Source organism: Kribbella sp. NPDC054772, from assembly GCF_053611945.1.
Window position 1 is genome coordinate 308,323 of the sequence record NZ_JBSHBJ010000001.1, and the last position, 19,698, is coordinate 328,020.

The following is a 19,698-nucleotide window of genomic DNA, read 5'->3' on the forward strand; positions in this document are numbered from 1 at the left end:
GCGAAGGATGGTGAGGGGTAGCGGCTGTCAGGGCTAGTGGTCGTCCGATGAGCCGGTCTCGGCTTTGCGGTCGGCCTGGTGCCGCAGCTCGTGATGCGACTGGTGCGCCGTCGTCCGGTACGCCTCTTCGTACGCCGCGAGCGCCCCGGCCACCCCGGATCCGCGCCCGCGCCGCTTGGCCCACGACGCGAACCAGGTCAGCCCCGCGAGCACCACCGCGAGTCCGCCGAGAAACACCACGTAGGCCATGCGATCACCGTACCCGCACGTTCCCAGCGTGCTCCCAGGTTTCTTCCAGGCCGGTCGCAGTCCGCGCGCACAGGATGGAAACACCAACCCGAAGGAGGCTCCCGATGCCGATCCGAATCGTCAAGACCGTTGCCGTAGGCACCATCGCGACCCTGGGCCTGGCGGCCGTCGCCTTCACCCCCGGCGCCTACGCGAGCACCAGCAAGCAGACGGCGACCCCACACCTCGCCGTCCTCACCAAGCCAGTCGCCCCCGTCGCCGTCCGCAAGGCCGCCTAGAGATCCAGGCTCCAGTCGTTGCAGCGCATCCAGTGCCCTTTCGGGTATTCGAAATCGCGCTCGCGGAGCAAGGTGAACCCGACTCGCCGGCACAACGCATTGGACGCCGCATTGGCCACGCCCGGGTAGGCGTGCAGCGTCCGATGCGATCCGGCCGCCCCCGCGACCTTCGCGACCGCCTGCACGGCGCCGGACGCGAGCCCGCGCCCCTGGAACTCCGGCAGGATCGCCCAGCCCGTCTCCCAGACGGTCTCGTCACCCTCCTCGTGCTCCCAATAGCCGATCGACCCGGCCCGCTCACCGTCCTCGGTGACGATGACGAACATCTGCCCGACGAACTCGTTCTGTACGTACTTCTGGTGCCGGTCCCGCAGCTTCTCGGGCGTCTCCGGACCACCGAGGTACGCCGTCATCTCTGCCGTGTTGCACCGCTCGAGCAGCTCGAAATCCTGCTCACTCCACGAATCCAGCGTCACCATGCAGCCAGTAGACCAGCCGCCACCGACAGTGTCAGGGCAATCAGGCGGTCAGGCAGCCCGCCGGGCGCGCAGGGCCAGCGCGTGCGGGATGTCCGGGCCGGTGGGCTCCTCGAAGTGCTCCACCGTCAGGCCGGACGTGACGACGGCGTTCAGGAATCCGGCCAGCGTCAGGTGGGACATCCCGATCCGTCGGCGGATCCCGTCCTCGCCCCACCACGGCATCTCGGTGTGCCACCCCGTCTGGCGGTACGTCGGATGCACGGTCCGGCGCCCGTCCTCCTCGTAGACGACATGCGGTCCGTTGAAGCACGGGTGGACGCCGTACGTGACGAACACACCGCCGGGACGGAGCACCCGGGCTGCCTCGCGGAGGACTGCGCCGAAGTCGTCCACGTCCGTGGAGATCCACAGGGAGACGGCGGTGTCGAACGAGGCGTCGGCGAACGGAAGGGCTGCCGCGTCACCGTGCAGCAGCGGACCGGTGGTGCGCGTCCGGGCGCGGCGGAGCTGGTCGATCGAGAAGTCCAGTCCGACCACGGAGCGGCCGCTGGCGCGGATGGTTGCGAAGTTCCGCCCGGTGCCGCAGCCGATGTCCAGACAGGGGCCGGAACCCGGACCGAGCAGTTCCAGCAGACCGGGCTGATGAGGCGGTGCATCGGCCACGAACCGCTCGTCGTACCACTCCGCCAGACCGTCGTAGCGAGCTCTCATGGCGCCTCCCCAGGTCGGCTCCTACTCTAGTGGTGGAGCCTGCTTTAGGTCGGGGAAGCGACCTACGGGTAAGCTTTGCCGACGTTCTCTTTGAGTTTGGGTGGTCAGACGTGGGTTCCGTAATCAAGAAGCGCCGTAAGCGTATGGCGAAGAAGAAGCACCGCAAGCTGCTGAAGAAGACGCGGGTCCAGCGCCGCAAGCTCGGCAAGTAAGCAGTTTTCGCCGCGCCCGGTCCGGCTGGGGGGTTTCTCGTGGCACAGGTAGTGATGGTGACCGGCGTCTCGCGAGACGCCGGTGCTCGCTGTGCCCGGGCCTTGGCCGAGGACCCGTCGATCGGCACCGTGCTCGGTGTCGACGTGGTCCCGCCGCGCGCGGAGCTCGGCCGGGTCCGGTTCGTCCGGGCGGACATCCGCAACCCGGTGATCGCCAAGGTGATCGCCGCGGAGGATGTTGACACGGTCGTGCACACCGGCGTCGTGGCCACTCCAGGCAGCGCCGGCGGTCGGTCGTCGATGAAAGAGATCAACGTCATCGGCACCATGCAGCTGCTCGCCGCCTGCCAGAAGGCGCCCGGCGTGGCCAAGCTCGTGGTCAAGTCGTCGACCACGGTGTACGGCGCGGGTCCGCGTGATCCGGCGATGTTCACCGAGGAGATGGCGCCGCGGGCGACCCATCACCACGGGCTGAGCAAGGACGCGGTCGAGGTCGAGGGGTACGTGCGCGGCTTTGCGCGGCGCCGCCCCGACGTCTGCGTCAGCACGCTCCGGATGGCGAACTGGATCGGCCCCAAGACCGACTCCCCGATGACGCGGTACTTCGGGCTTCCCGTCGTACCGACGGTCTTCGGGTTCGACGCGCGCCTGCAGTTCCTGCACGAGGACGACGGGGTCGAGGCGATCCGGCACGCGACCGTGAACGACCTCGCCGGGACCTTCAACCTGGCCGGTGACGGCATTCTCACGCTGTCCCAGGCGATCCGCCGGCTCGGCCGGCCGACGCTGCGGCTGCCGTCGTTCACCGCCTCCAGCACCGCGGCGGCCGTCCGGCGCGCCCGGCTGGCGGACTTCTCGCCGGACCAGATCACCTTCCTGACCTTCGGGCGTGGCGTGGACACCACGCGGATGCGGACCGAGTTCGGGTTCGAGCCGAAGTACACCACCGCAGCGGCGTTCGACGACTTCCGCGCCTCGCTCGGGACCGGCGCGATGACCCGGATGTCCGGGCTGCTGTCCGCCGGGCTGGGGGCGTTCCGTGGCTGACGCGGACGTCATCCCGATCGGTTCCGGCGGCAGGCCGGGCCGCGGGAGCGGTCGCCGTACGACGCCCTCGGCCGCGGCCCGTGCGCTCGCCGGTGATGGAGCACGCTCTAAGAAGAAGTCCCGGCGTACCGAGACTCCGGCGGAGCCGACGGCCGACTCGGTCGCCACGGTGCCCGAGGTCGACGTACCGCTGACCGAGCTGCCGAAGCTCGACTTCGCGGGACTCGAGCGGGTCGTGCGGCAGCTGTTCGGGGAGGACGGCGAGCGGCGGGTCGCGCAGTGGCTGGCGTTCATGCGCCGGCGCGTGACCGGCGACTACGGGATCGACGAGTTCGGGTACGACGCCGATCTGACCGACCAGGTGCTGCTGCCGATGCTGCGGCCGCTGGCGGAGAAGTGGTTCCGGGTCGAGGTGCGCGGGGTGGAGAACATCCCGGCCGACGGCGGCGCGCTGATCGTCGCCAACCACTCCGGGACGATGCCGCTGGACGGCCTGGTCACCCAGCTGATCGTCGCCGACCACGCACACCGTCCGCTGCGCACGCTCGCGGCCGACCTGGTGTTCCAGACCCCGTTCGTCGGTGAGCTGTCCCGCAAGGGCGGGGCGACGCTCGCCAACAACGACGACGCCGAACGGCTGCTCGCCCGCGGCGACCTCGTCGGGGTGTGGCCGGAGGGCTTCAAGGGGATCGGCAAGCCGTTCGCCGAGCGGTACAAGCTGCAACGGTTCGGGCGTGGCGGGTTCGTCAGCGCCGCGATGCGGACCGGCGTACCCATCGTTCCTTGCTCCATCGTCGGCGCCGAGGAGATCTACCCGCTGGTCGGCAACATCGCGTCGCTGGCCCGGCTGCTCGGCGTCCCGTACATCCCGATCACGCCGTTCTTCCCGCTGCTCGGCCCCCTCGGCCTGATCCCGCTCCCGTCCAAGTGGCTGATCGAGTTCGGCGAACCGATCCGCACCGACGAGTTCCCGGACGGCGCCGCCGACGACCCGATGCTGGTCTTCAACGTCACCGACCAGGTCCGCGAAACCATCCAGCAAACCCTCTACACCCTCCTCATGCAACGCCGCAGCGTCTTCTTCTGACCCCACCCCACACCAGGGCACGTGGTTGGCAGCTCCCACTCGCCGACGAGGACCACCCCACACCAGGGGTTATCCGCTCCTCGTGGGGGTTCTCCGCCCGCACACCAGCCCAGAACCCCCAACACCAAGGGGTAACCCCTCCAGCGCGCCGAACCCGACCGGCCGGCGGCACCCCGAACGCGCGGTGTTGTGGGCGGATGGGCGGCGGCACCCCGAACGCGCGGCGGTAACCCGAGCGGGCGGCCGCGGTGACGGAACACCGGTCCCAGGCGCGGCGCGCGGCGCGGAGTGGCGCTGGCGTGGCGCGCCATACGAGGGGTTATCCGCTCGTGTTGGGGGTTCTCTGCCGGTACACCAGCGCAGAACCCCCAACGCCAAGGGACAACCCCTCCAAGGCGCCGGACCGAAAGGGTGGCGGGCGAACGCAAAGCCCCCGGCGCGTGGTTCGTGCGCCGGGGGCTTTGGTTGCCTGCTCGCTACTTCCAGGGTGGGAAGAGTGTTTGGATGATGCCAGGCAGGTTGATCAGCGGTGTGGTGGGGAACGGCCACGGCCACGACGGTGTGGTCGGGGTCAGGGAAGGCAGCACGGTGGGCGTCGTAGTCGGCGAGTTTGACGGCGACGGCCGGGGTGGTGTCTTCAGGATCGTCGGCGGGGGAGTGTTGGACTCCTCCACGATCGTGGTGTTCGGCAGTTTGGTCGGCGACGTGCTCGGCTCGACCGCGGTGGTCGAGGCGCCGGGCGTCGGAACCGTCGTCGAGGCCTTCTGGCTGGTCGACGCCTGGATCGGATCGCTCGGCTCCGTGCCGGTGCCGGGGGTGGTGCGGTTCGGCTGGTGACCGGTGCTCGGGGTGGTCGCGCCAGGCTTCGGCGCGGCGCACTTCGGGCAGGCTGCCGAGGTGTGCTGCGCCAGCTGCTCGATCGTTGCCAGCGCCTCCACTCCGGACTTCAGCGACTCCGGCGGCAGTTTCGGCGCGAGCCCCACAAGAGCCTGGCGGGCGCTGGTGATGAAGGCCGTGATCGCGGTGATCGACGTCTCGTCGCCGTCCTGCTGGTACGACGCGACCAATCGGGACACACCCTTGCGGGACTGCGCCGAGAAGTCGTCCAGCGTGGCGTTGATCGTGCCCACCGAGCCACCGTTACCGGCCAGCTCCTGGACTTCGGACAGTCGGGTCATGGCGTGCTCGAGATCGCGCCGGCCCCGTGAGTCGTCACCGACGCTCACGTTGGTCGAGACGTTCTCGATGCTGCGCTTCATTCCGTACAAAGTGTCGCCGGGCATCGCCTGCTGAGCAGCGGCAGCGGAACCGATGCCACCTCCGAGCAGGACCAACGCGGCAGTTGAGGCCACGAGCCGGATCCTCCGGCCCTGGCGACGGCGAATAGCTGTCACGGACGCGCCAACGTCCTCGCTACCCGGCGGGTCGTCCGAGTCATCTGGTGCGCTGCGCACCATCAGCGGAGTCGCAGTGGTCGCCGAACGCGCCGCCGCCTGCTCCATCAGGCGGTGCCGCAGCTCGGCACTGAACTCCGGTCGCGGTGCAACTGCGCCGGCGGTCCTCAGCCGTCCGACCAGTTCCACAGCTTCCAGTAACTCGGGGTCATCGCCCAGTCGCGTGGAGTGACGGGGCCCGTGATCGACGGCGTGCGCGAATGACTCCGCGCGCGCTCGAGCCCTGTGTAGGTCACTCATGAGTTCTCGTTCTCCTCAATGGCCAGTCGGGGTCACCGACAGGTCCTCACCAGGCAAACGAAGTAACTCCCTGACGGGTTACGAAAGACGTTCGTTGTCATCCGCCTCATCTCAAGTCCTTGGGGATAACCTTCGCCAAGTGCCGTACGGCTCTCAGTTGGAGTTGCTTGACGGCGCCTTCGGACTTCTCCAGCGCCTTGGCCGTCTCGGCGATCGACAGGCCGGCGAAGAACCGCATCGTCAGACAGTCGCGTTGCTCGTCGGGCAGGCCGGCCACCGCGTCCCGGAGTACCTCGGCGGTGGCCGCGGCCAGCACGTCGATCTCCGGACCCTCGGTCTGCCGGTCGTGGGTCTCGATCTCGTCGGTGACCACCTCGAGCCGGACCCGGCCGGACTTGTAGTGGTCGGTGATCAGGTTCCGGGCGATCGTCACCAGCCAGGCTCCGAAGTCCCGGCCCTGCCAGCGGAACGAGTCGAGCGCGCGCAGCGCCCGGACGAACGTCTCGCTGGTCAGGTCCTCGGCGAGTGCCGACGAGGACACTCGGGCGTAGATGTAGCGATAGACGGTGAGCGAGTACTCGTCGTACAGCTCTCCGAAGGCACCGACGTCCCCGGCCTGGGCGCGATCGACGAGCTCTGCACGTCTCATCCCGTCCGGGCTTGGCTCCGGCGTGGTCAAGATTTCTCCCCGTTCAACTGACACGTCGTCTGACACATCCGCGAATGGCCACAGTGGCTGAGGCAGCACAGAGCGTTACTGGTTGAACGCATGCTGTCAACAGCCTGAGGCGTGCCGCCTTCCGTTCGCTCGAATGGTCACGAATGCGCCAGCGGACTGCCTCCGGAGTTCGGAGCAGCCAGCTGTCGGGGGTGGTGCATCGCGCATGAGGTCCCCGCGCGGACGGGTTTCTGCAGTGTGAGGTTCAACAGAAGCGCGCCCACGAGTTCACCTGTATATCGGCCGTCACGCTCTGCTGCAACCGTTCTGAGCGCGCCGGTTCTTCCCGGAGCGACTCCGGGCCGTGACAGACTCGCCTGGTGAACGTGAATTTCGCGGACATCCTTCGTGACACAGCGCAACGTCACCCCGCCCGTCCCGCGCTGGTCGACGGGGACCGGCGGCTGACCTGGAGCGAGCTGGACCAGGCCGTCGACCGGGCCGCGCGGGGGTTCGCAGCGGCCGGCCTGGTGCCGGGGTACCGGGTCGTGCTGCTGGTTGCCAACAGCATCGAGTTCGTCACGTCCTACCTGGGCATACTCCGGGCCGGATTGGTTGCCGTGCCGCTCAATACCGGGCTCACCAAGCCCGAGATCGCGGCTGTCCTGGAGCATTCCGGGGCCCGCCTGGCGGTCGCCGGACCGGGGCTCGCGGACCGGTTCGAGGGCGTCCGGACGGTGGCGCCCGACGAGCTCGAAGGTGACACTCCGTTACTTCCGCTGATCGATCCCGAGACGCTCGCGGTGCTCCTGTACACATCGGGAACCAGTGGAGATCCGCGGGCCGCGATGCTCACCCATCGGGCACTCGCGGCGAACGTCCGCAACCTCGGCGAGCTCGGTGAGGACCGGATGGGCCCCGAGGACGTGGTGCTCGGGGTGCTCCCGATGTTCCACGCGTTCGGGCTGAACGCGGTCCTCGGCTGGGCCGTCGCGACCGGCGCGGCACTGATCGTCGAGCAACGCTTCGATCCCGAGCAGACCCTCGGCCTGATCGGCAGGTACGGCGTGACGCGGTTGCCGCTCGCTCCGCCGGCACTGCACGCGCTGCTCACCCGGCCGGACCTCCGGGCGGCACTGAAGACGGTGAAGGTCGTGCTGACCGGCGCGTCCACGCTCGATCGTGGGCTCGCGGACCGTTTCGAGCAGGCGACCGGCCTGCATGTTCACCAGGGCTACGGCCTGACCGAGGCGTCCCCGGGGGTCACCACCACCCTCGGCGAGGCTGAGCCGAAGCCCGGCTCGGTCGGCCGCCCGCTGCCGAACGTCGAGGTCCGGATCGCCGACGAGCAGGGGGAGGACGTCGAGGGTGACGACCCCGGCGAGATCCTGATCCGCGGCGGCAACCTGTTCTCCGGCTACTGGCCGGACGGCGTGGACGGCCCCGACGCGGAGGGCTGGTACCGGACCGGCGATGTCGGGTTCCTGGACGCGGACGGTGACCTGTTCCTGGTCGACCGGTTGCGTGAGCTGATCATCGTGTCCGGGTTCAACGTGTTCCCGAGCGAGGTGGAAGACGTGCTGGTCGGTGCTCCCGGCGTCCGCGAGGCGGCGGTGATCGGCGTACCGTCCGAGGAGACCGGCGAGGCGGTCAAGGCGTTCGTCGTACCGTTGCCGGACACATCGGTCGACGTGGCAACGGTCCAGGAGTACGCCGGGACCCGCCTGGCGCGGTTCAAGTGCCCGGTGGAGATCGACGTGGTGGAGCACCTGCCGCACTCGGTGACCGGGAAGGTCGCGAAGGGGCGGCTGCGGGAGGGGGACCGGTGAGCAGAGTCACCATGTACGGCAAGCCCGGGTGTCATCTGTGCGACGACGCCCGCGCGGTGATCGAGTCGGTCTGCGCCGAGCTCGGAGTGGACTGGACCGAGGTGGACATCACGCAGGACGACCGGTTGTTCACGCAGTACGGCGAGCAGATCCCGGTCACGTTCGTCGACGGGAAGCAGCACGACTTCTGGAGAGTGGACCCCGCTCGCCTCCGAAAAGCACTGATGAGGTAGTGCCTGTCTCCTAGGTCACTCCCGCCGATTTTGTTCTCACGTTCACAAGCTCCTAGAGTAAGAGAGCCGCCGGCCGTCAGACCGCGGTGAACCAACCGCTCCCAGGAGAATTGTGACGCGTGCCAGCAGCCGTCGCCCCGGCCCGCCGACGAGAACCGAACGCGGCATCCCCGAGGCGACTGTCGCGCGCTTGCCGGTCTACCTGCGGGCCCTGACCGCGCTCTCGGACAGCGGCATCGCGACCGCGTCGAGCGAGGACCTGGCGACCGCCGCCGGCGTGAACTCGGCCAAGCTCCGCAAGGACCTGTCCTACCTGGGGTCGTACGGCACCCGCGGCGTCGGGTACGACGTGGAGTACCTGCGCTACCAGATCGCCCGCGAGATCGGCGTCACCCAGGACTGGGCCGTGGTCATCGTCGGGATCGGAAACCTGGGTCACGCGCTGGCGAACTACTCCGGGTTCGGCACCCGCGGCTTCCGGATCGTGGCGCTGCTGGACGCCGACGAGAACCTGATCGGCGAGCGGATCGGCGACATGGAGGTCCGGGACTTCGCCGAGCTCGAGGACATCGTGAAGGCCGACCGGGTCTCGATCGGCGTGATCACCACCCCCGCGGGTCCCGCGCAGCAGGTCTGCGACCGGCTGGTCGCGGCCGGCGTGACCAGCATCCTGAACTTCGCGCCCGTCGTGCTGTCCGTGCCCGACGGCGTGGACATCCGCAAGGTGGACCTCTCGATCGAGCTTCAGATCCTGGCGTACCACGAACAACGAAAGTCCGGAGAGGCGGCGCTCCCCCAGGTGCCCGAGCTACCAGCGATGAACGGTCTGACGGATCTCCCGAGCGTCGGGGGAGGTGTCGGCCTGTGAGTTATCTGGTGGTCGGTATCAGTCATCGTTCCGCTGCCATCGACGTGCTCGAGCGGGTCGCGCTCGACGCGGACGCGGCGACCAAGCTGGCGCTGGCCGTGCGGAACTCGGCAGCCGTCGCGGAGTCCGCCGTCCTGGCGACCTGCAACCGCACCGAGGTGTACGCGACCGTCGACCGGTTCCACGCCGGCATGGACGAGGTCACCGCGATCCTCTCGGACGTCACCGGCGTACCGCTGCTGGACCTGGCCGAGCACCTGTACGTGCACTTCGAGGAAGGTGCCGTCGCGCATCTGTTCCAGGTCGCGGTCGGGCTGGACTCGATGGTCGTCGGTGAGAGCCAGATCCTCGGCCAGGTGAAGGAGACGCTGCGCGTCGGCCAGGACCTGGAAACCGTCGGTACCGACCTGAACGCCCTGTTCCAGCACGCGTTGCGGGTCGGCAAGCGGGCGCACGCCGAGACCGGGATCGACGCCGCCGGCCGCTCGGTCGTGTCGGCCGGACTCGACGCCCTCGGCGGGTACGAAGGCCGTCGCGCGCTGATCGTCGGCGCCGGCTCGATGGCCTCGCTGGCCGCACAGACTTTGGCGAACGGCGGTGCGCGAAGCGTGACCGTTGCCAACCGCAACTACGACCGCGCGGCCGCGCTGGCGGAGCGGATCGGCGGTACGGCGATCAAGCTCGCGGACGTGCCCGCGGCGATGACCGAGGCCGATCTGCTGGTGTCGTGCACCGGTGCCCGCGGTGTCGTGATCACCGAGGAAATGGTCCGGAACGCGGCCGACGGTCGCCCGATCGGCGTACTGGATGTCGCACTGCCCCGCGACGTCGCCCCTGAAGCGGTGCGGATCGCCGGTGTCACGCTGGTGACGCTCGCCGACCTGGCCGGGACGGCGGGTGGCAGCGAGTCCGACATCGACGAGGTACGGCGGATCGTCGGTGAAGAGACCGGTGCGTTCGAGGCCACTCGGCGGGCCGCGTCGGTCGCGCCGACCGTGGTCGCGCTGCGGGCGATGGCCAGCGAGCTCGTGAACACCGAGCTGGCCCGGCTGGAGCGCCGGCTGCCGGACCTCGGCGACCACGAGCGGCACGAGGTCGAGCGGACCATCCGCCGCGTCGTCGACAAGGTGCTGCACAACCCGACCGTGCGGGTGAAGGAGCTCGGCGGTGATCCCGGCGGACCGACGTACGCCGACGCGCTGCGGCAGCTGTTCGCTCTCGACCAGGCGACCGTCGACGCGGTCACCACGCCGAAGGGGAGTGAGCAGGCATGATCCGGCTCGGAACCCGCCGCTCGAAGCTGGCGATCGCACAGTCCACTCTGGTCGCGGGCGCGCTCCGGAATCTCGGTCACGAGGTCGAGCTGGTCCCGATCTCCACCACCGGCGACGTCGACAAGGTGTCTCCGGTCGAGCAGATCGGCGGCACCGGCGTCTACGTCAGCGCGCTCCGGGACGCGCTGGTGGCCGGTGAGATCGACATCGCGGTGCACTCGCTCAAGGACCTCCCGACGGCGCCGGTCGACGGTCTCGTGATCGGCGCGATCCCGGTCCGTGAGGACCCGCGCGACGTCCTCGTCGCGCGCGACGGGCTGACGCTGGGCGAGCTGCCGCGCGGCGCGGTGATCGGTACCGGTGCGCCGCGCCGGTCCGCGCAGATCGACGCGCTCGGCCTGGGTATCGAGTGCACCGGGATCCGCGGCAACGTGGACACCCGGATCGGCCTGGTCACCGACGGCAAGGTCGACGCCGTGGTGCTGGCCCGGGCGGGGCTGGCCCGGCTGGGACGGCTCGACGAGGTGACCGAGACGCTGGACCCGATCCAGATGCTGCCGTCGCCGGGACAGGCCGCGCTGGCCGTCGAGTGCCGCGCGGACGACGCCGACGTACTCGCCGCGCTGGCTCCGCTGGAGGACCCGGCCACCCGGGCAGCGGTCACGGCCGAACGGCAGTTGCTGGCCACGCTCGAGGCAGGGTGCACGGCTCCGGTCGGCGCGCTCGCCGAGGTGGTCGAGGGCGAGGACGGCCCGGAGCTGTGGCTGCGGGGCGCGCTCGGCCAGGAGGACGGCGTACGGCGGCTGTCCGCGAACGGGCCCGTGGACGATCCGGTGTCTCTCGGCAAGGCGCTGGCGAACGAGTTGCTGGAGCGAACATGACACCGGCACAGAGCACGACGACGGCCAAGAAGACGGCCCACAAGACGAGCAGTAAAACGACGAGGGCGAAGGCAGACGTGAGCGCGAAGACAGCCGCTACCGCGGCACCGCAGAAGGCCGCCACCAGTACCGTCAAGCAGACCAAACCGCTCGGCCATGTCACGTTCGTCGGCGTCGGTCCTGGTGACCCGGCGCTGCTGACGCTGGCCGGCCGCGACGTCCTCGCGGGCGCCGACGCGGTCGTTGTCGAGGGCTCCGAACACGACGCGTTCCTGGCCTACTGCAAGCCGGACGTCGAGGTCGTGGACGGCTCCGGCGCCGAGGGCAGCCGGGCGCTGCGGGTGGCCGCCCGCGCGCGGCTGGTGGTCAAGACCGCCAAGTCCGCGGCGAACGTCGTCCGGCTGCTGACCGGCGACCCGTTCACCTTCTCCAGCGGCGCCGAGGAAGCGGCCGCGTGCCGGAAGGCGGGGATCGGGTTCAACGTCGTCCCGGGTGTCAGCGAGGTGAGTGCGGTCCCGACGTACGCCGGGATCCCGCTGACGATGAAGGGCGACCGCGAGGTCACTGTCGTCGACCTGGCCGAGAACAAGCTCGACCTGACCCGCCTGCAGCCGAAGCAGACGCTGGTACTGCTGAACGCGGTGGAGACCCTGAAGGAGACCGCGGCGGCCCTGGTCGAGGGCGGTTTCGACGCCGGTACGCCGGTCGCGCTCACCGTCGGCGGTACGACGACCGCGCAGACGAGTGTGGTCGGGACGCTGGAGACGATCGTCGCGGACCTGCGCGCGTCCAAGGTGACCGGCGAGGCCGTGGTCGTGGTCGGTGCGGTCGTCGAGCAGCGCGAGGCGCTGTCCTGGTTCGAGACCAAGCCGCTGTTCGGCTGGCGGATCCTGGTCCCGCGGACCAAGGACCAGGCCGGCCCGCTGATGGACCGCCTGCGTCGGTACGGCGCGATGCCGGAAGAGGTCCCGACGATCTCGGTCGAGCCGCCGCGCAACCCGCAGCAGATGGACAAGGCGATCCGTGGTCTGGTCGAGGGCCGCTATGAATGGGTCGCGTTCACCTCGGTCAACGCGGTGAAGGCGGTCCGCGAGAAGTTCGACGAGTACGGGCTGGACGCGCGGGCGTTCTCCGGGCTGAAGATCGCGGCGGTCGGCGACAAGACCGCCGAGGCGATCGGTGCCTGGGGCATCCGTCCGGACCTGGTGCCGTCCGGCGAGCAGTCGGCCGCCGGGCTGGTCGAGGACTGGCCGCCGTACGACGAGCTGCTGGACCCGATCAACCGGGTGTTCCTGCCGCGCGCCGACATCGCCACCGAGACGTTGGTTGCCGGACTCACCGATCTCGGGTGGGAGGTCGACGACGTCACGGCGTACCGGACCGTGCGGGCCGCTCCGCCGCCCGCGCCGACGCGTGAGGCGATCAAGTCCGGCAAGTTCGACGCGGTCGTGTTCACCTCGTCCTCGACGGTGCGGAACCTGGTCGGCATCGCCGGCAAGCCGCACGCGTCGACCGTTATCGGCGTGATCGGTCCGGCCACGCTGAAGACCGCGGAGGAGCACGGCCTGCGGGTCGACGCGATGGCCGAGTCGCCGTCCGTCGAGGAGCTGGCCGACGCTCTCGCCCGGTTCGGTGCGGACCGGCGTGACACCATGGTGGAGGCCGGCGAGCCGGTCACCCGTCCGTCCGAGCGTCGCTCGGGCTCCCGCCGTAAGAGCTGATGGAGAGCTGATTCTCGTGCCCGGATTCCCGGAGGTCAGGCCGCGGCGGCTTCGGTCGTCGGCGGCGGTGCGCAGGCTGGTCGCGGAGACCACGATCGAGCCGCGGCAGCTGATCCTGCCGATGTTCGTCCGGGAAGGCGCGCGGGAACCGATCGCGATCAGTTCGATGCCGGGCGTCGTGCAGCACACCCGCGACACCGCGCGGAAGGCGATCGCCGAGGCGGCGCAGCTCGGGCTCGGCGGCGTGATGCTGTTCGGTGTACCCGCCGAGAAGGACGAGGTCGGCTCCGGCGCGCTGGACCCGGACGGGATCCTGAACGTCGCGATCCGGGACGCGGTCTCGGAGGCCGGCGACGCGCTGCTGGTGATGTCGGACCTCTGCCTGGACGAGTTCACCTCGCACGGGCACTGCGGGGTCCTGGACTCCGAGGGCCGGGTCGACAACGACGCGACCCTGAAGATCTACGCCGAGATGGGCGTCGCGCAAGCGACCGCCGGCGCGCACGTCGTCGGCCCGTCCGGGATGATGGACGGCCAGGTCGGCGTGGTCAGGTCGGCGCTCGACGCGGCCGGGTTCATCGACACCGTGATCCTGGCGTACGCCGTGAAGTACGCGTCGGCGTTCTTCGGACCGTTCCGGGAGGCGGTCGACTCGTCGCTGACCGGCGACCGGAAGACGTACCAGCAGGACAACGCGAACTCCCGCGACGCGATCCGCGAGGTCGATCTGGACATCGCCGAGGGCGCGGACATCGTGATGGTGAAGCCGGCGCTGGCCTATCTCGACATCATCCGGCAGGTCCGCGACCACGTGAACGTGCCCGTTGCGGCGTACAACATCTCCGGTGAGTACGCGATGGTCGAGGCCGCCGCGGCGAACGGCTGGATCGACCGTGACAAGGCGATCCTGGAAACCTTGACGTCGATCCGCCGGGCCGGCGCCGACACCATCCTCACCTACTGGGCCGCCGAGGCCGTCCACCTCCTCAACCACGCCTGACCTTCAGGAACCTCGCTGCCGGCTCGACCGTCAGAGGTCTACTGTGGGTCGGATCAATCGTTTGAGAAGGAGTCGTGGGGTGGCGGATCAGCCGTCGAACGAGGAGACCGCCGTGCAGGCGGCGGAGCTGATGACGCAACTCGGTGCCGCACGCAACCAACTCCAGGCGGCCCGTGCAGCCCTGCGTGACGCGCTGGCGGCCGACGACGCCCTGACCGGACAGCAGCGCACCGAGGGCGGTGCCGCGCGATGAACGAGGAAGACATCCGCAGGCACACCGACCTGATCGCGCAAGCTACGCAGTACGCCCGGGTCCGGATGGGATTCGCTGAGGACGACATGGGCGAGGCGCTCGATGCGCTCGCCCGCGCCCAGGAAGACATCCCGAACATGGTCAACCAGGCACGCCTGGTCAGGGAGGGTGACGCTCCGGACGTCTACATGACGCGGGCCCAGTCCTACGGCCACGACATCGATCTCAAGATGGAGCTGGCGCGGAACAAGACCGAGGAAGCCGGCGACCGCCTGGGCGAAGGCATCAAGGCGATCACGGCCGCCAAGAGGTCGCTCGCGGAGCTGGAGACCGCGGCCGCCGCCCCGGAACAAACCGGCGCGGAACAAACCGGCGCGGAACAAACCGGCGCGGCACAGGCCGGCGCGGTGCAGACGGGCGCGGTGCAGACGGGCGCGGTGCAGACGGGTGTGGCGCAGACGGGTGTGGCGCCGGCGTGGCCGGAGGACGTGCCGACGCTCAGTGATCTGCGGCAGCGGATCGAGCTGTTCGAGGAGAGCCTCACGGCCGCGACCGAGTGCGCCGAAGATGTCGCCCATCAGATCGAGCAGAGCCGCGAGGGCCTGACGAACCTGGAAAACGTGAGCTATCAGGTCAGGGATCCCGAGGAGTCGGCGCAACTGATCGAGGACGCCGGCCACGCGCCCTGGCGTGCGACCCATCACATGAGCGACCAGATCAGGGCCGGCGAAGCCACTTATCGGCTCGGCGCCGAGGAAGCCGTCTCGGCCGCCCGGGGAGCCGACGAGCTCGACCGGGCCGTCCGAGCCGGCCTCAACCCCACCGCGAAGTCGGCCCAGGTCAAGCCCGCCGCGTCCTCCGACCAGGGCGCCCAGGACCGCCTCCACCTACGCCTCGGCGGCCAGGAACGCCCCTCCGCCCTCCGCGACTACTGACGCACCACATCAGCCTCGCGCGAGAAGATTGTGACTAGCGCTTGATGGTGTAGTCGGATTGGGTGAAGCCGGCGTTCAGGGTGCGGGTGGCGTTGTGGGTGAGGGGGACCTCGTCGGGGAGGTCGCCGAAGAGCGGGATGCCCGCGCCCAGGAGGACCGGGGCCGTGGTGATGGTGAGCTCGTTGAGCAGGCCGGCGCGTAGGAAGGTCTGGATGGTGGCGGCGCCGTCGGCGTAGATGCGGTGCGCGCCGCGGTCGTTCAGGGTTTCGACGAGCGCGTTCAGCGTGCGGTGCACGAGGATCCGGTCGTCGGCGTCCGGGTCGAGCGTGGTGCTGAGTACTTCGACCTGCTTCGACTCGTACGGCCACTCGGCGAACGTGCGCGCCAGCTCGTACGTGTTCCGCCCCAGGACGACGGTGTCGACCGAGGCCAGGAACTCGTCGTACCCCGTGCTGCCGGCCTGTTCGGCGCGGGTGGTCAGCCAGTCGATAGATCCGTCCGGACGCGCGATGTACCCGTCCAGGCTGGTGGCGATGAAAGCGGCCGCATGAAAGCTCACATCCCACAGTTTCCCATGGGCACCCAGTCGTTCGGCGGCTCCCCGGAGCGTGACCTTCCGGGGCGACAGGATGGTGGTTCGAGCGCAGCGGGAAGGGACCGATGGCGAACCAGCAGCAGCTTGTCGACCTGTTCGGGGCAGACAACATCACCTGCCTCGACGCCGAGGACCGGGAGCTGTTCGCGTCGGCCGGCATCGTCGCGGACGAGCTGTTCGACGTCGGCCTGCCGGACCGCTTGTCGGGTGTGTTCGTCCTCGAGCCGGTCGCCGAACCCGAAGCCTTCGACGGCGTCCGGGTGAATGTCGACGGCCAAGAGGTCACGCTCGTCACGCTCGGCGCCCCGCATCCCGAGTCGGCGCTGCGGTACTTCCTCGACCCACGCGACGGTCACGTCCTGCTGGCCGACCTGGCCGGTCACCAACCCAGGCTCGAGACCGTGAACTCCTCCCTCGGTTCCTTCCTCGACTACCTCTATCGGATCGGTCGCTACAAAGCCTTCCGCCGCGACGCCGACGAGAACCTGCAGGCCGACTACAAGGATCTCCTGGTCGCGTACCTCGGCGCTCGCGACCCGAACGCCTACGCCGCCCAGGACAACTGGTGGCCACTCGCACTCGACCAGCTCCAGTAACCGCTGACACAACCCGCTATCAACGTCCCGGCCAACCGGACCGGTTGGATCGGTGTCAGCCTTTGAGGCCTGTTTGGGCCAGGCCTTCTACGAATTGGCGTTGGGCCAGGACGAAGATGATGAGGACGGGGAGGGCGGAGAGGGTGGCGGCAGCGAGTTGGGTGTTCCACATGGGGCCGCCGTAGGCGTCGACGTACTGGGTGAGGGCTTGCGGGATGGTGAACTTCTGTTTGGAGGAGAGGAAGACGATCGGCTCCAGGTAGAGGTTCCAGCTGTGCAGGAAGGTGAAGATGGAGACCGCGCCGATTGCTGGTCGTGCCAACGGTAGGCAGACGCGCCAGAAGAGCCCGAAGCGGCCGAGGCCGTCGACTCGGCCGGCTTCTTCGAGTTCGACCGGTAGCGTGATGAAGAACTGGCGCATGATGAAGGTGGCCAGCACGCTCGGTGCGCCCAGCATCGGGATCAGGATGAGCGGCCAGTGCGTGTCCACCAGGCTGAACGCGTCGAACATCTTGTACAGCGGGATGATCGTCACCTCGTTCGGCACCAGCAGTCCGCTCAGCACGATCAGGAACACCACCCCGGAGCCGCGGAACCGGACCCGCGCGAACGCGTACCCGGCGAGAGACGACACCGCCAGCGTGCCCATCGTCACCACCAGCGCGATGTAGAGACTGTTCAGGTACTGCTGCCCGAACGGCTGCAGCGCGAACACCTGCCGGTACGCGTCCAGGGTCGGCGACGCCGGCAGCAACGACGGCGGGAACGAGAAGATCTCGGACACCGGCTTGAGCGACGTCGTCGCCATCCACCAGATCGGGAACACGAACGGCACACAACACACCAGCAGTACGCCGTACACCAGCAGCTTAAGCCTCATGGCTCTGTCAATTCTCATAGAAGGCCCACTTCTTACGCATCTGCCACTGGATCACCGTCAGCACCAGCACGATCAAGAACAGCACCAGCGACAGCGTGGCGCCGTACCCGAAGTGGTGGAACTGGAACGCCTGCTGATACAGGTAGTACACGAGCACGGTCGTCGACGTGCCCGGACCGCCTTGCGTCAGTACGGCGATCTGCGCGAACACCTGCAGTGACCCGACGATTGTCAGGATCATCGTCAACAGGATCGTTGGACTGATCAACGGTACGGTCACCCGCCGGAACCGCGCCCACGCCGACGCCCCGTCGATCCGGGCCGCCTCGTACAGCTCCGCCGGTACGCCCTGCAACGCCGCGAGGAACAGCACCATGTTCAGCCCGACGTTCTTGAACAGCTGTACGACGATCACCGACACCATCGCCGTACCGCCGGAGCGCAGCCAGTTCGGGCCGGTGATGCCGAAGACGTGCAGGAACGCGTTGACGCCGCCGTTGTCCTGTAGCAGGAAGCCCCAGACGATCGTCCATGCGACGAGCGTCACCACGACCGGCGAGAAGAACAACGTCCGGAAGACCACGGTGCCGCGAAGTTTCTGGTTCAACAGTACGGCGAGGAACAGCGCGAGGCTGAGGTTCAGCACCACCAGCCCGACCGAGAACAGACCCGTTGCCCGTAGCACCGGACCGAGCCGCTGGTCGTCGGCCAGCGCCTGGTAGTTGTCTGCGCCGACGAACTCGAACGTGCCGGCCAGCACGTTCCACTCGTGCACGCTGTACCAGACCACGAGCCCGAGCGGCACCAGCACGAACGTGACTATGCCGGCCAGTTGCGGCGCGACCATCAGCCAGCCGGCCAAGGTGTCGCGCCGCCGCATCGTCCAGTACGGCGCCCGCGCGGCCGGGGTGTCCGACCGCCCAGGCCGTGCGGGCTTCTCCAGCGTCAAGGTCATTTCGCCAGCAGGGGGTTGATCTTCGAGCAGACGCCGGACAGTACCGTCTTCACGTCCGCGTCCGGCTTCCACAACGGGTCCAGGGCGGCGCGCACCGTCTGCTGCAGCTCGGCGTACCCGGTGTGGCTGGGCTTGATCTTGCCGCTTTCGATGCCCTTGACAACAACGCTGTCGAGCTGTGCGGGCTTGAGCAGCGGGTTGGCCTTCGCCAGGGTGGCGGCGTTCAGCTCGGACTTCCGCGGCGGTGGGAAGTACTCCGCCAGCTTCGCCGAGTTCTGCGCGTTGCTGAAGTACGCCAGGAACTGCTTCGCCGCGTCCGCGTGCTTGCCCCGCTTGAACACGCCGATCCCCGCCTGCCCGACGACCGAGTAGTCACCGGCCGGACCCTTCGGCAGCGGCACCAGGTCCCAATGGAACTTGGCCTTCTCGAGCAGCGCCGCCCGGCTGATCTGGGTCAGCACCATCGACGAGTCGCCGGCGAAGAAGTCCTTCGTGACGCCCGGGCCCGGCATGCCCTTGTCGGTGAAGATCATCTTGTGGACGAACGTCATCGCGTCCACCATCTGCGGCTGGTCGAACTGGCAACTCTTGCCGTCCTCGCTCCACGGCCGCGCACCCCACCCGGACCAGACCGCGTTCAGCGTGTCCCAGCCCTTGTAGTCGAAGTCGCCGACCACCAGACCGCCCTTACCGGTCTTGGCCTGTACGGCGGCAGCGGTCTTCGCGGCCTCGTCCCAGGTCCAGGTCCCGGACGCGATCTGCTGCGCGGGCGCCGGCCGCCCCGCCGCCTTCACCAGGTCGGTGTTGACGAAGACACCCAGCGGCGAGGTGGACAGTGGGTAGGCATACAGCTTGCCGTCCTTCTCCCAGTTGGCCGTCGTACCCGGCACCAGGTCCGCGTCCTTGTCGATCGGCTCCAGCGCGCCGGAGCTGACGAAGTCCGGTGCGCTGGTCTCGAAGATCCACGCCAGGTCCGGGACGTTGCCGCCGCCGATCTGGGTGGTGAGCGTGGTCGTGTAGCTGTCGAACGGGATCGACTCGAAGGTGATCTTGCCGATCTCCGGGTGGTCCTTCTTGTAGTCGGCGGCGATCTGGTCGAACAACGCCAGATGCTTGGCGTTCGCGCTCCAGATCGTCATCCGCAGGTCGACCGGCCCGCCGGCGCTCGCTCCGGAGCCGGAGCCGCCGCCACATCCGGCAGCGGCCAGCAGTGCCGCGGCGGACAACGCCGCTGTCAGTCTCTTCATCTCAGGGGACCTCCAT

23 protein-coding genes are annotated in these 19,698 nt (G+C 68.9%); 14 read left to right on the forward strand and 9 right to left on the reverse strand.

Annotated features, from left to right (window positions below; translation table 11 throughout):
- Positions 1-33: 33 nt before the first annotated feature.
- Positions 34-249, reverse strand: a complete 216-nt coding sequence (locus ACWGID_RS01585) for a hypothetical protein (protein WP_452193386.1) — start codon at positions 247-249, stop codon at positions 34-36.
- A 104-nt stretch (positions 250-353) separates the two neighbouring features.
- Here ACWGID_RS01585 and ACWGID_RS01590 point away from each other — a divergent pair, with 104 nt between their 5' ends.
- Positions 354-527, forward strand: a complete 174-nt coding sequence (locus ACWGID_RS01590; RefSeq protein ID WP_452193387.1) for a hypothetical protein — start codon at positions 354-356, stop codon at positions 525-527.
- On the opposite strand, the gene ACWGID_RS01595 is transcribed toward ACWGID_RS01590, so the two are convergent.
- Complete coding sequence (locus tag ACWGID_RS01595) at positions 524-1,006, reverse strand: GNAT family N-acetyltransferase (RefSeq protein ID WP_452193389.1); 483 nt, start codon at positions 1,004-1,006, stop codon at positions 524-526. The two genes, ACWGID_RS01590 and ACWGID_RS01595, sit on opposite strands and share 4 nt — an antisense overlap.
- A 48-nt stretch (positions 1,007-1,054) precedes the next feature.
- The gene (locus tag ACWGID_RS01600) at positions 1,055-1,717 is read right to left on the reverse strand and encodes a class I SAM-dependent methyltransferase (RefSeq protein ID WP_452193391.1); all 663 of its coding nucleotides are present in this window, start codon (positions 1,715-1,717) and stop codon (positions 1,055-1,057) included.
- Positions 1,718-1,827: 110 nt separating this feature from the next.
- Here ACWGID_RS01600 and ACWGID_RS01605 point away from each other — a divergent pair, with 110 nt between their 5' ends.
- From ACWGID_RS01605 to ACWGID_RS01615, 3 genes are read left to right on the forward strand one after another with little or no spacing between them, the layout of a single operon-like run.
- Positions 1,828-1,929, forward strand: coding sequence for a 30S ribosomal protein bS22 (locus tag ACWGID_RS01605; protein ID WP_008356322.1), 102 nt, complete (start codon positions 1,828-1,830; stop codon positions 1,927-1,929).
- 39 nt (positions 1,930-1,968) lie between these two features.
- The gene (locus ACWGID_RS01610) at positions 1,969-2,976 is read left to right on the forward strand and encodes an NAD-dependent epimerase/dehydratase family protein (RefSeq protein WP_452193393.1); all 1,008 of its coding nucleotides are present in this window, start codon (positions 1,969-1,971) and stop codon (positions 2,974-2,976) included.
- The gene (locus ACWGID_RS01615) at positions 2,969-4,063 is read left to right on the forward strand and encodes a lysophospholipid acyltransferase family protein (RefSeq protein ID WP_452193395.1); all 1,095 of its coding nucleotides are present in this window, start codon (positions 2,969-2,971) and stop codon (positions 4,061-4,063) included. The genes ACWGID_RS01610 and ACWGID_RS01615 overlap by 8 nt, the downstream gene beginning before the upstream one ends.
- Before the next feature lie 476 nt (positions 4,064-4,539).
- Here the strand turns inward: ACWGID_RS01615 and ACWGID_RS01620 are convergent, their stop codons facing one another.
- Together ACWGID_RS01620 and ACWGID_RS01625 are read right to left on the reverse strand one after the other, a co-directional pair.
- Positions 4,540-5,415, reverse strand: coding sequence for a DUF5667 domain-containing protein (locus tag ACWGID_RS01620; protein WP_452193397.1), 876 nt, complete (start codon positions 5,413-5,415; stop codon positions 4,540-4,542).
- Positions 5,416-5,863: 448 nt separating this feature from the next.
- Positions 5,864-6,406 (reverse strand): sigma-70 family RNA polymerase sigma factor, encoded by a 543-nt coding sequence (locus ACWGID_RS01625; RefSeq protein WP_130384882.1) that lies wholly within the window; start codon positions 6,404-6,406, stop codon positions 5,864-5,866.
- Positions 6,407-6,795: 389 nt separating this feature from the next.
- On the opposite strand from ACWGID_RS01625, the gene ACWGID_RS01630 reads away from it, so the two are divergent.
- From ACWGID_RS01630 to ACWGID_RS01670, 9 genes are all read left to right on the forward strand, one after another.
- Positions 6,796-8,244: a class I adenylate-forming enzyme family protein gene (locus tag ACWGID_RS01630; RefSeq protein WP_452193399.1), complete on the forward strand. Its 1,449-nt coding sequence runs from the start codon at positions 6,796-6,798 to the stop codon at positions 8,242-8,244.
- Between the two features lie 11 nt (positions 8,245-8,255).
- Entirely contained in the window at positions 8,256-8,477 is a 222-nt protein-coding gene (locus ACWGID_RS01635) for a glutaredoxin family protein (protein ID WP_452193801.1), read from the forward strand.
- A gap of 112 nt (positions 8,478-8,589) precedes the next feature.
- Positions 8,590-9,345: a redox-sensing transcriptional repressor Rex gene (locus ACWGID_RS01640; RefSeq protein ID WP_452193400.1), complete on the forward strand. Its 756-nt coding sequence runs from the start codon at positions 8,590-8,592 to the stop codon at positions 9,343-9,345.
- Positions 9,342-10,619, forward strand: a complete 1,278-nt coding sequence (locus tag ACWGID_RS01645) for a glutamyl-tRNA reductase (RefSeq protein ID WP_452193401.1) — start codon at positions 9,342-9,344, stop codon at positions 10,617-10,619. The genes ACWGID_RS01640 and ACWGID_RS01645 overlap by 4 nt, the downstream gene beginning before the upstream one ends.
- Entirely contained in the window at positions 10,616-11,500 is an 885-nt protein-coding gene (gene hemC / locus ACWGID_RS01650; RefSeq protein WP_452193403.1) for a hydroxymethylbilane synthase, read from the forward strand. Before ACWGID_RS01645 ends, hemC begins: the two co-directional genes overlap by 4 nt.
- Complete coding sequence (locus tag ACWGID_RS01655) at positions 11,497-13,221, forward strand: uroporphyrinogen-III synthase (protein ID WP_452193405.1); 1,725 nt, start codon at positions 11,497-11,499, stop codon at positions 13,219-13,221. The genes hemC and ACWGID_RS01655 overlap by 4 nt, the downstream gene beginning before the upstream one ends.
- Positions 13,222-13,237: 16 nt before the next feature.
- Positions 13,238-14,221, forward strand: a complete 984-nt coding sequence (hemB, locus tag ACWGID_RS01660; protein ID WP_452193406.1) for a porphobilinogen synthase — start codon at positions 13,238-13,240, stop codon at positions 14,219-14,221.
- A gap of 79 nt (positions 14,222-14,300) precedes the next feature.
- On the forward strand, positions 14,301-14,474 hold the full coding sequence (locus ACWGID_RS01665; RefSeq protein WP_452193407.1) for a hypothetical protein: 174 nt from the start codon (positions 14,301-14,303) through the stop codon (positions 14,472-14,474).
- Positions 14,471-15,409: a hypothetical protein gene (locus tag ACWGID_RS01670; protein ID WP_452193409.1), complete on the forward strand. Its 939-nt coding sequence runs from the start codon at positions 14,471-14,473 to the stop codon at positions 15,407-15,409. Before ACWGID_RS01665 ends, ACWGID_RS01670 begins: the two co-directional genes overlap by 4 nt.
- Before the next feature lie 34 nt (positions 15,410-15,443).
- On the opposite strand, the gene ACWGID_RS01675 is transcribed toward ACWGID_RS01670, so the two are convergent.
- On the reverse strand, positions 15,444-15,968 hold the full coding sequence (locus ACWGID_RS01675) for a dihydrofolate reductase family protein (RefSeq protein WP_452193411.1): 525 nt from the start codon (positions 15,966-15,968) through the stop codon (positions 15,444-15,446).
- Between the two features lie 101 nt (positions 15,969-16,069).
- On the opposite strand from ACWGID_RS01675, the gene ACWGID_RS01680 reads away from it, so the two are divergent.
- Positions 16,070-16,600, forward strand: a complete 531-nt coding sequence (locus ACWGID_RS01680) for an SUKH-4 family immunity protein (RefSeq protein ID WP_452193412.1) — start codon at positions 16,070-16,072, stop codon at positions 16,598-16,600.
- 55 nt (positions 16,601-16,655) lie between these two features.
- Here ACWGID_RS01680 and ACWGID_RS01685 read toward each other — a convergent pair whose 3' ends face one another.
- From ACWGID_RS01685 to ACWGID_RS01695, 3 genes are read right to left on the reverse strand one after another with little or no spacing between them, the layout of a single operon-like run.
- Positions 16,656-17,480 (reverse strand): carbohydrate ABC transporter permease, encoded by an 825-nt coding sequence (locus tag ACWGID_RS01685; RefSeq protein WP_452193414.1) that lies wholly within the window; start codon positions 17,478-17,480, stop codon positions 16,656-16,658.
- A gap of 7 nt (positions 17,481-17,487) precedes the next feature.
- Positions 17,488-18,435 carry a carbohydrate ABC transporter permease gene (locus ACWGID_RS01690; protein ID WP_452193416.1) on the reverse strand — a complete coding sequence of 316 codons (948 nt, stop codon included), beginning with the start codon at positions 18,433-18,435 and terminating at the stop codon, positions 17,488-17,490.
- Positions 18,432-19,682: an ABC transporter substrate-binding protein gene (locus ACWGID_RS01695; protein WP_452193418.1), complete on the reverse strand. Its 1,251-nt coding sequence runs from the start codon at positions 19,680-19,682 to the stop codon at positions 18,432-18,434. Before ACWGID_RS01695 ends, ACWGID_RS01690 begins: the two co-directional genes overlap by 4 nt.
- Positions 19,683-19,698: the final 16 nt, after the last annotated feature.

Bases quoted from the DNA above. Each gene is read 5' to 3' on its own strand.
- ACWGID_RS01585 (WP_452193386.1), bottom strand. From the start codon at position 249: ATGGCCTACGTGGTGTTTCTCGGCGGACTCGCGGTGGTGCTCGCGGGG.
- ACWGID_RS01590 (WP_452193387.1), top strand. From the start codon at position 354: ATGCCGATCCGAATCGTCAAGACCGTTGCCGTAGGCACCATCGCGACC.
- ACWGID_RS01595 (WP_452193389.1), bottom strand. From the start codon at position 1,006: ATGGTGACGCTGGATTCGTGGAGTGAGCAGGATTTCGAGCTGCTCGAG.
- ACWGID_RS01600 (WP_452193391.1), bottom strand. From the start codon at position 1,717: ATGAGAGCTCGCTACGACGGTCTGGCGGAGTGGTACGACGAGCGGTTC.
- ACWGID_RS01625 (WP_130384882.1), bottom strand. From the start codon at position 6,406: ATGAGACGTGCAGAGCTCGTCGATCGCGCCCAGGCCGGGGACGTCGGT.
- ACWGID_RS01635 (WP_452193801.1), top strand. From the start codon at position 8,256: ATGTACGGCAAGCCCGGGTGTCATCTGTGCGACGACGCCCGCGCGGTG.
- hemC (WP_452193403.1), top strand. From the start codon at position 10,616: ATGATCCGGCTCGGAACCCGCCGCTCGAAGCTGGCGATCGCACAGTCC.
- ACWGID_RS01655 (WP_452193405.1), top strand. From the start codon at position 11,497: ATGACACCGGCACAGAGCACGACGACGGCCAAGAAGACGGCCCACAAG.
- ACWGID_RS01670 (WP_452193409.1), top strand. From the start codon at position 14,471: ATGAACGAGGAAGACATCCGCAGGCACACCGACCTGATCGCGCAAGCT.
- ACWGID_RS01680 (WP_452193412.1), top strand. From the start codon at position 16,070: ATGGCGAACCAGCAGCAGCTTGTCGACCTGTTCGGGGCAGACAACATC.
- ACWGID_RS01685 (WP_452193414.1), bottom strand. From the start codon at position 17,480: ATGAGGCTTAAGCTGCTGGTGTACGGCGTACTGCTGGTGTGTTGTGTG.
- ACWGID_RS01690 (WP_452193416.1), bottom strand. From the start codon at position 18,435: ATGACCTTGACGCTGGAGAAGCCCGCACGGCCTGGGCGGTCGGACACC.
- ACWGID_RS01695 (WP_452193418.1), bottom strand. From the start codon at position 19,682: ATGAAGAGACTGACAGCGGCGTTGTCCGCCGCGGCACTGCTGGCCGCT.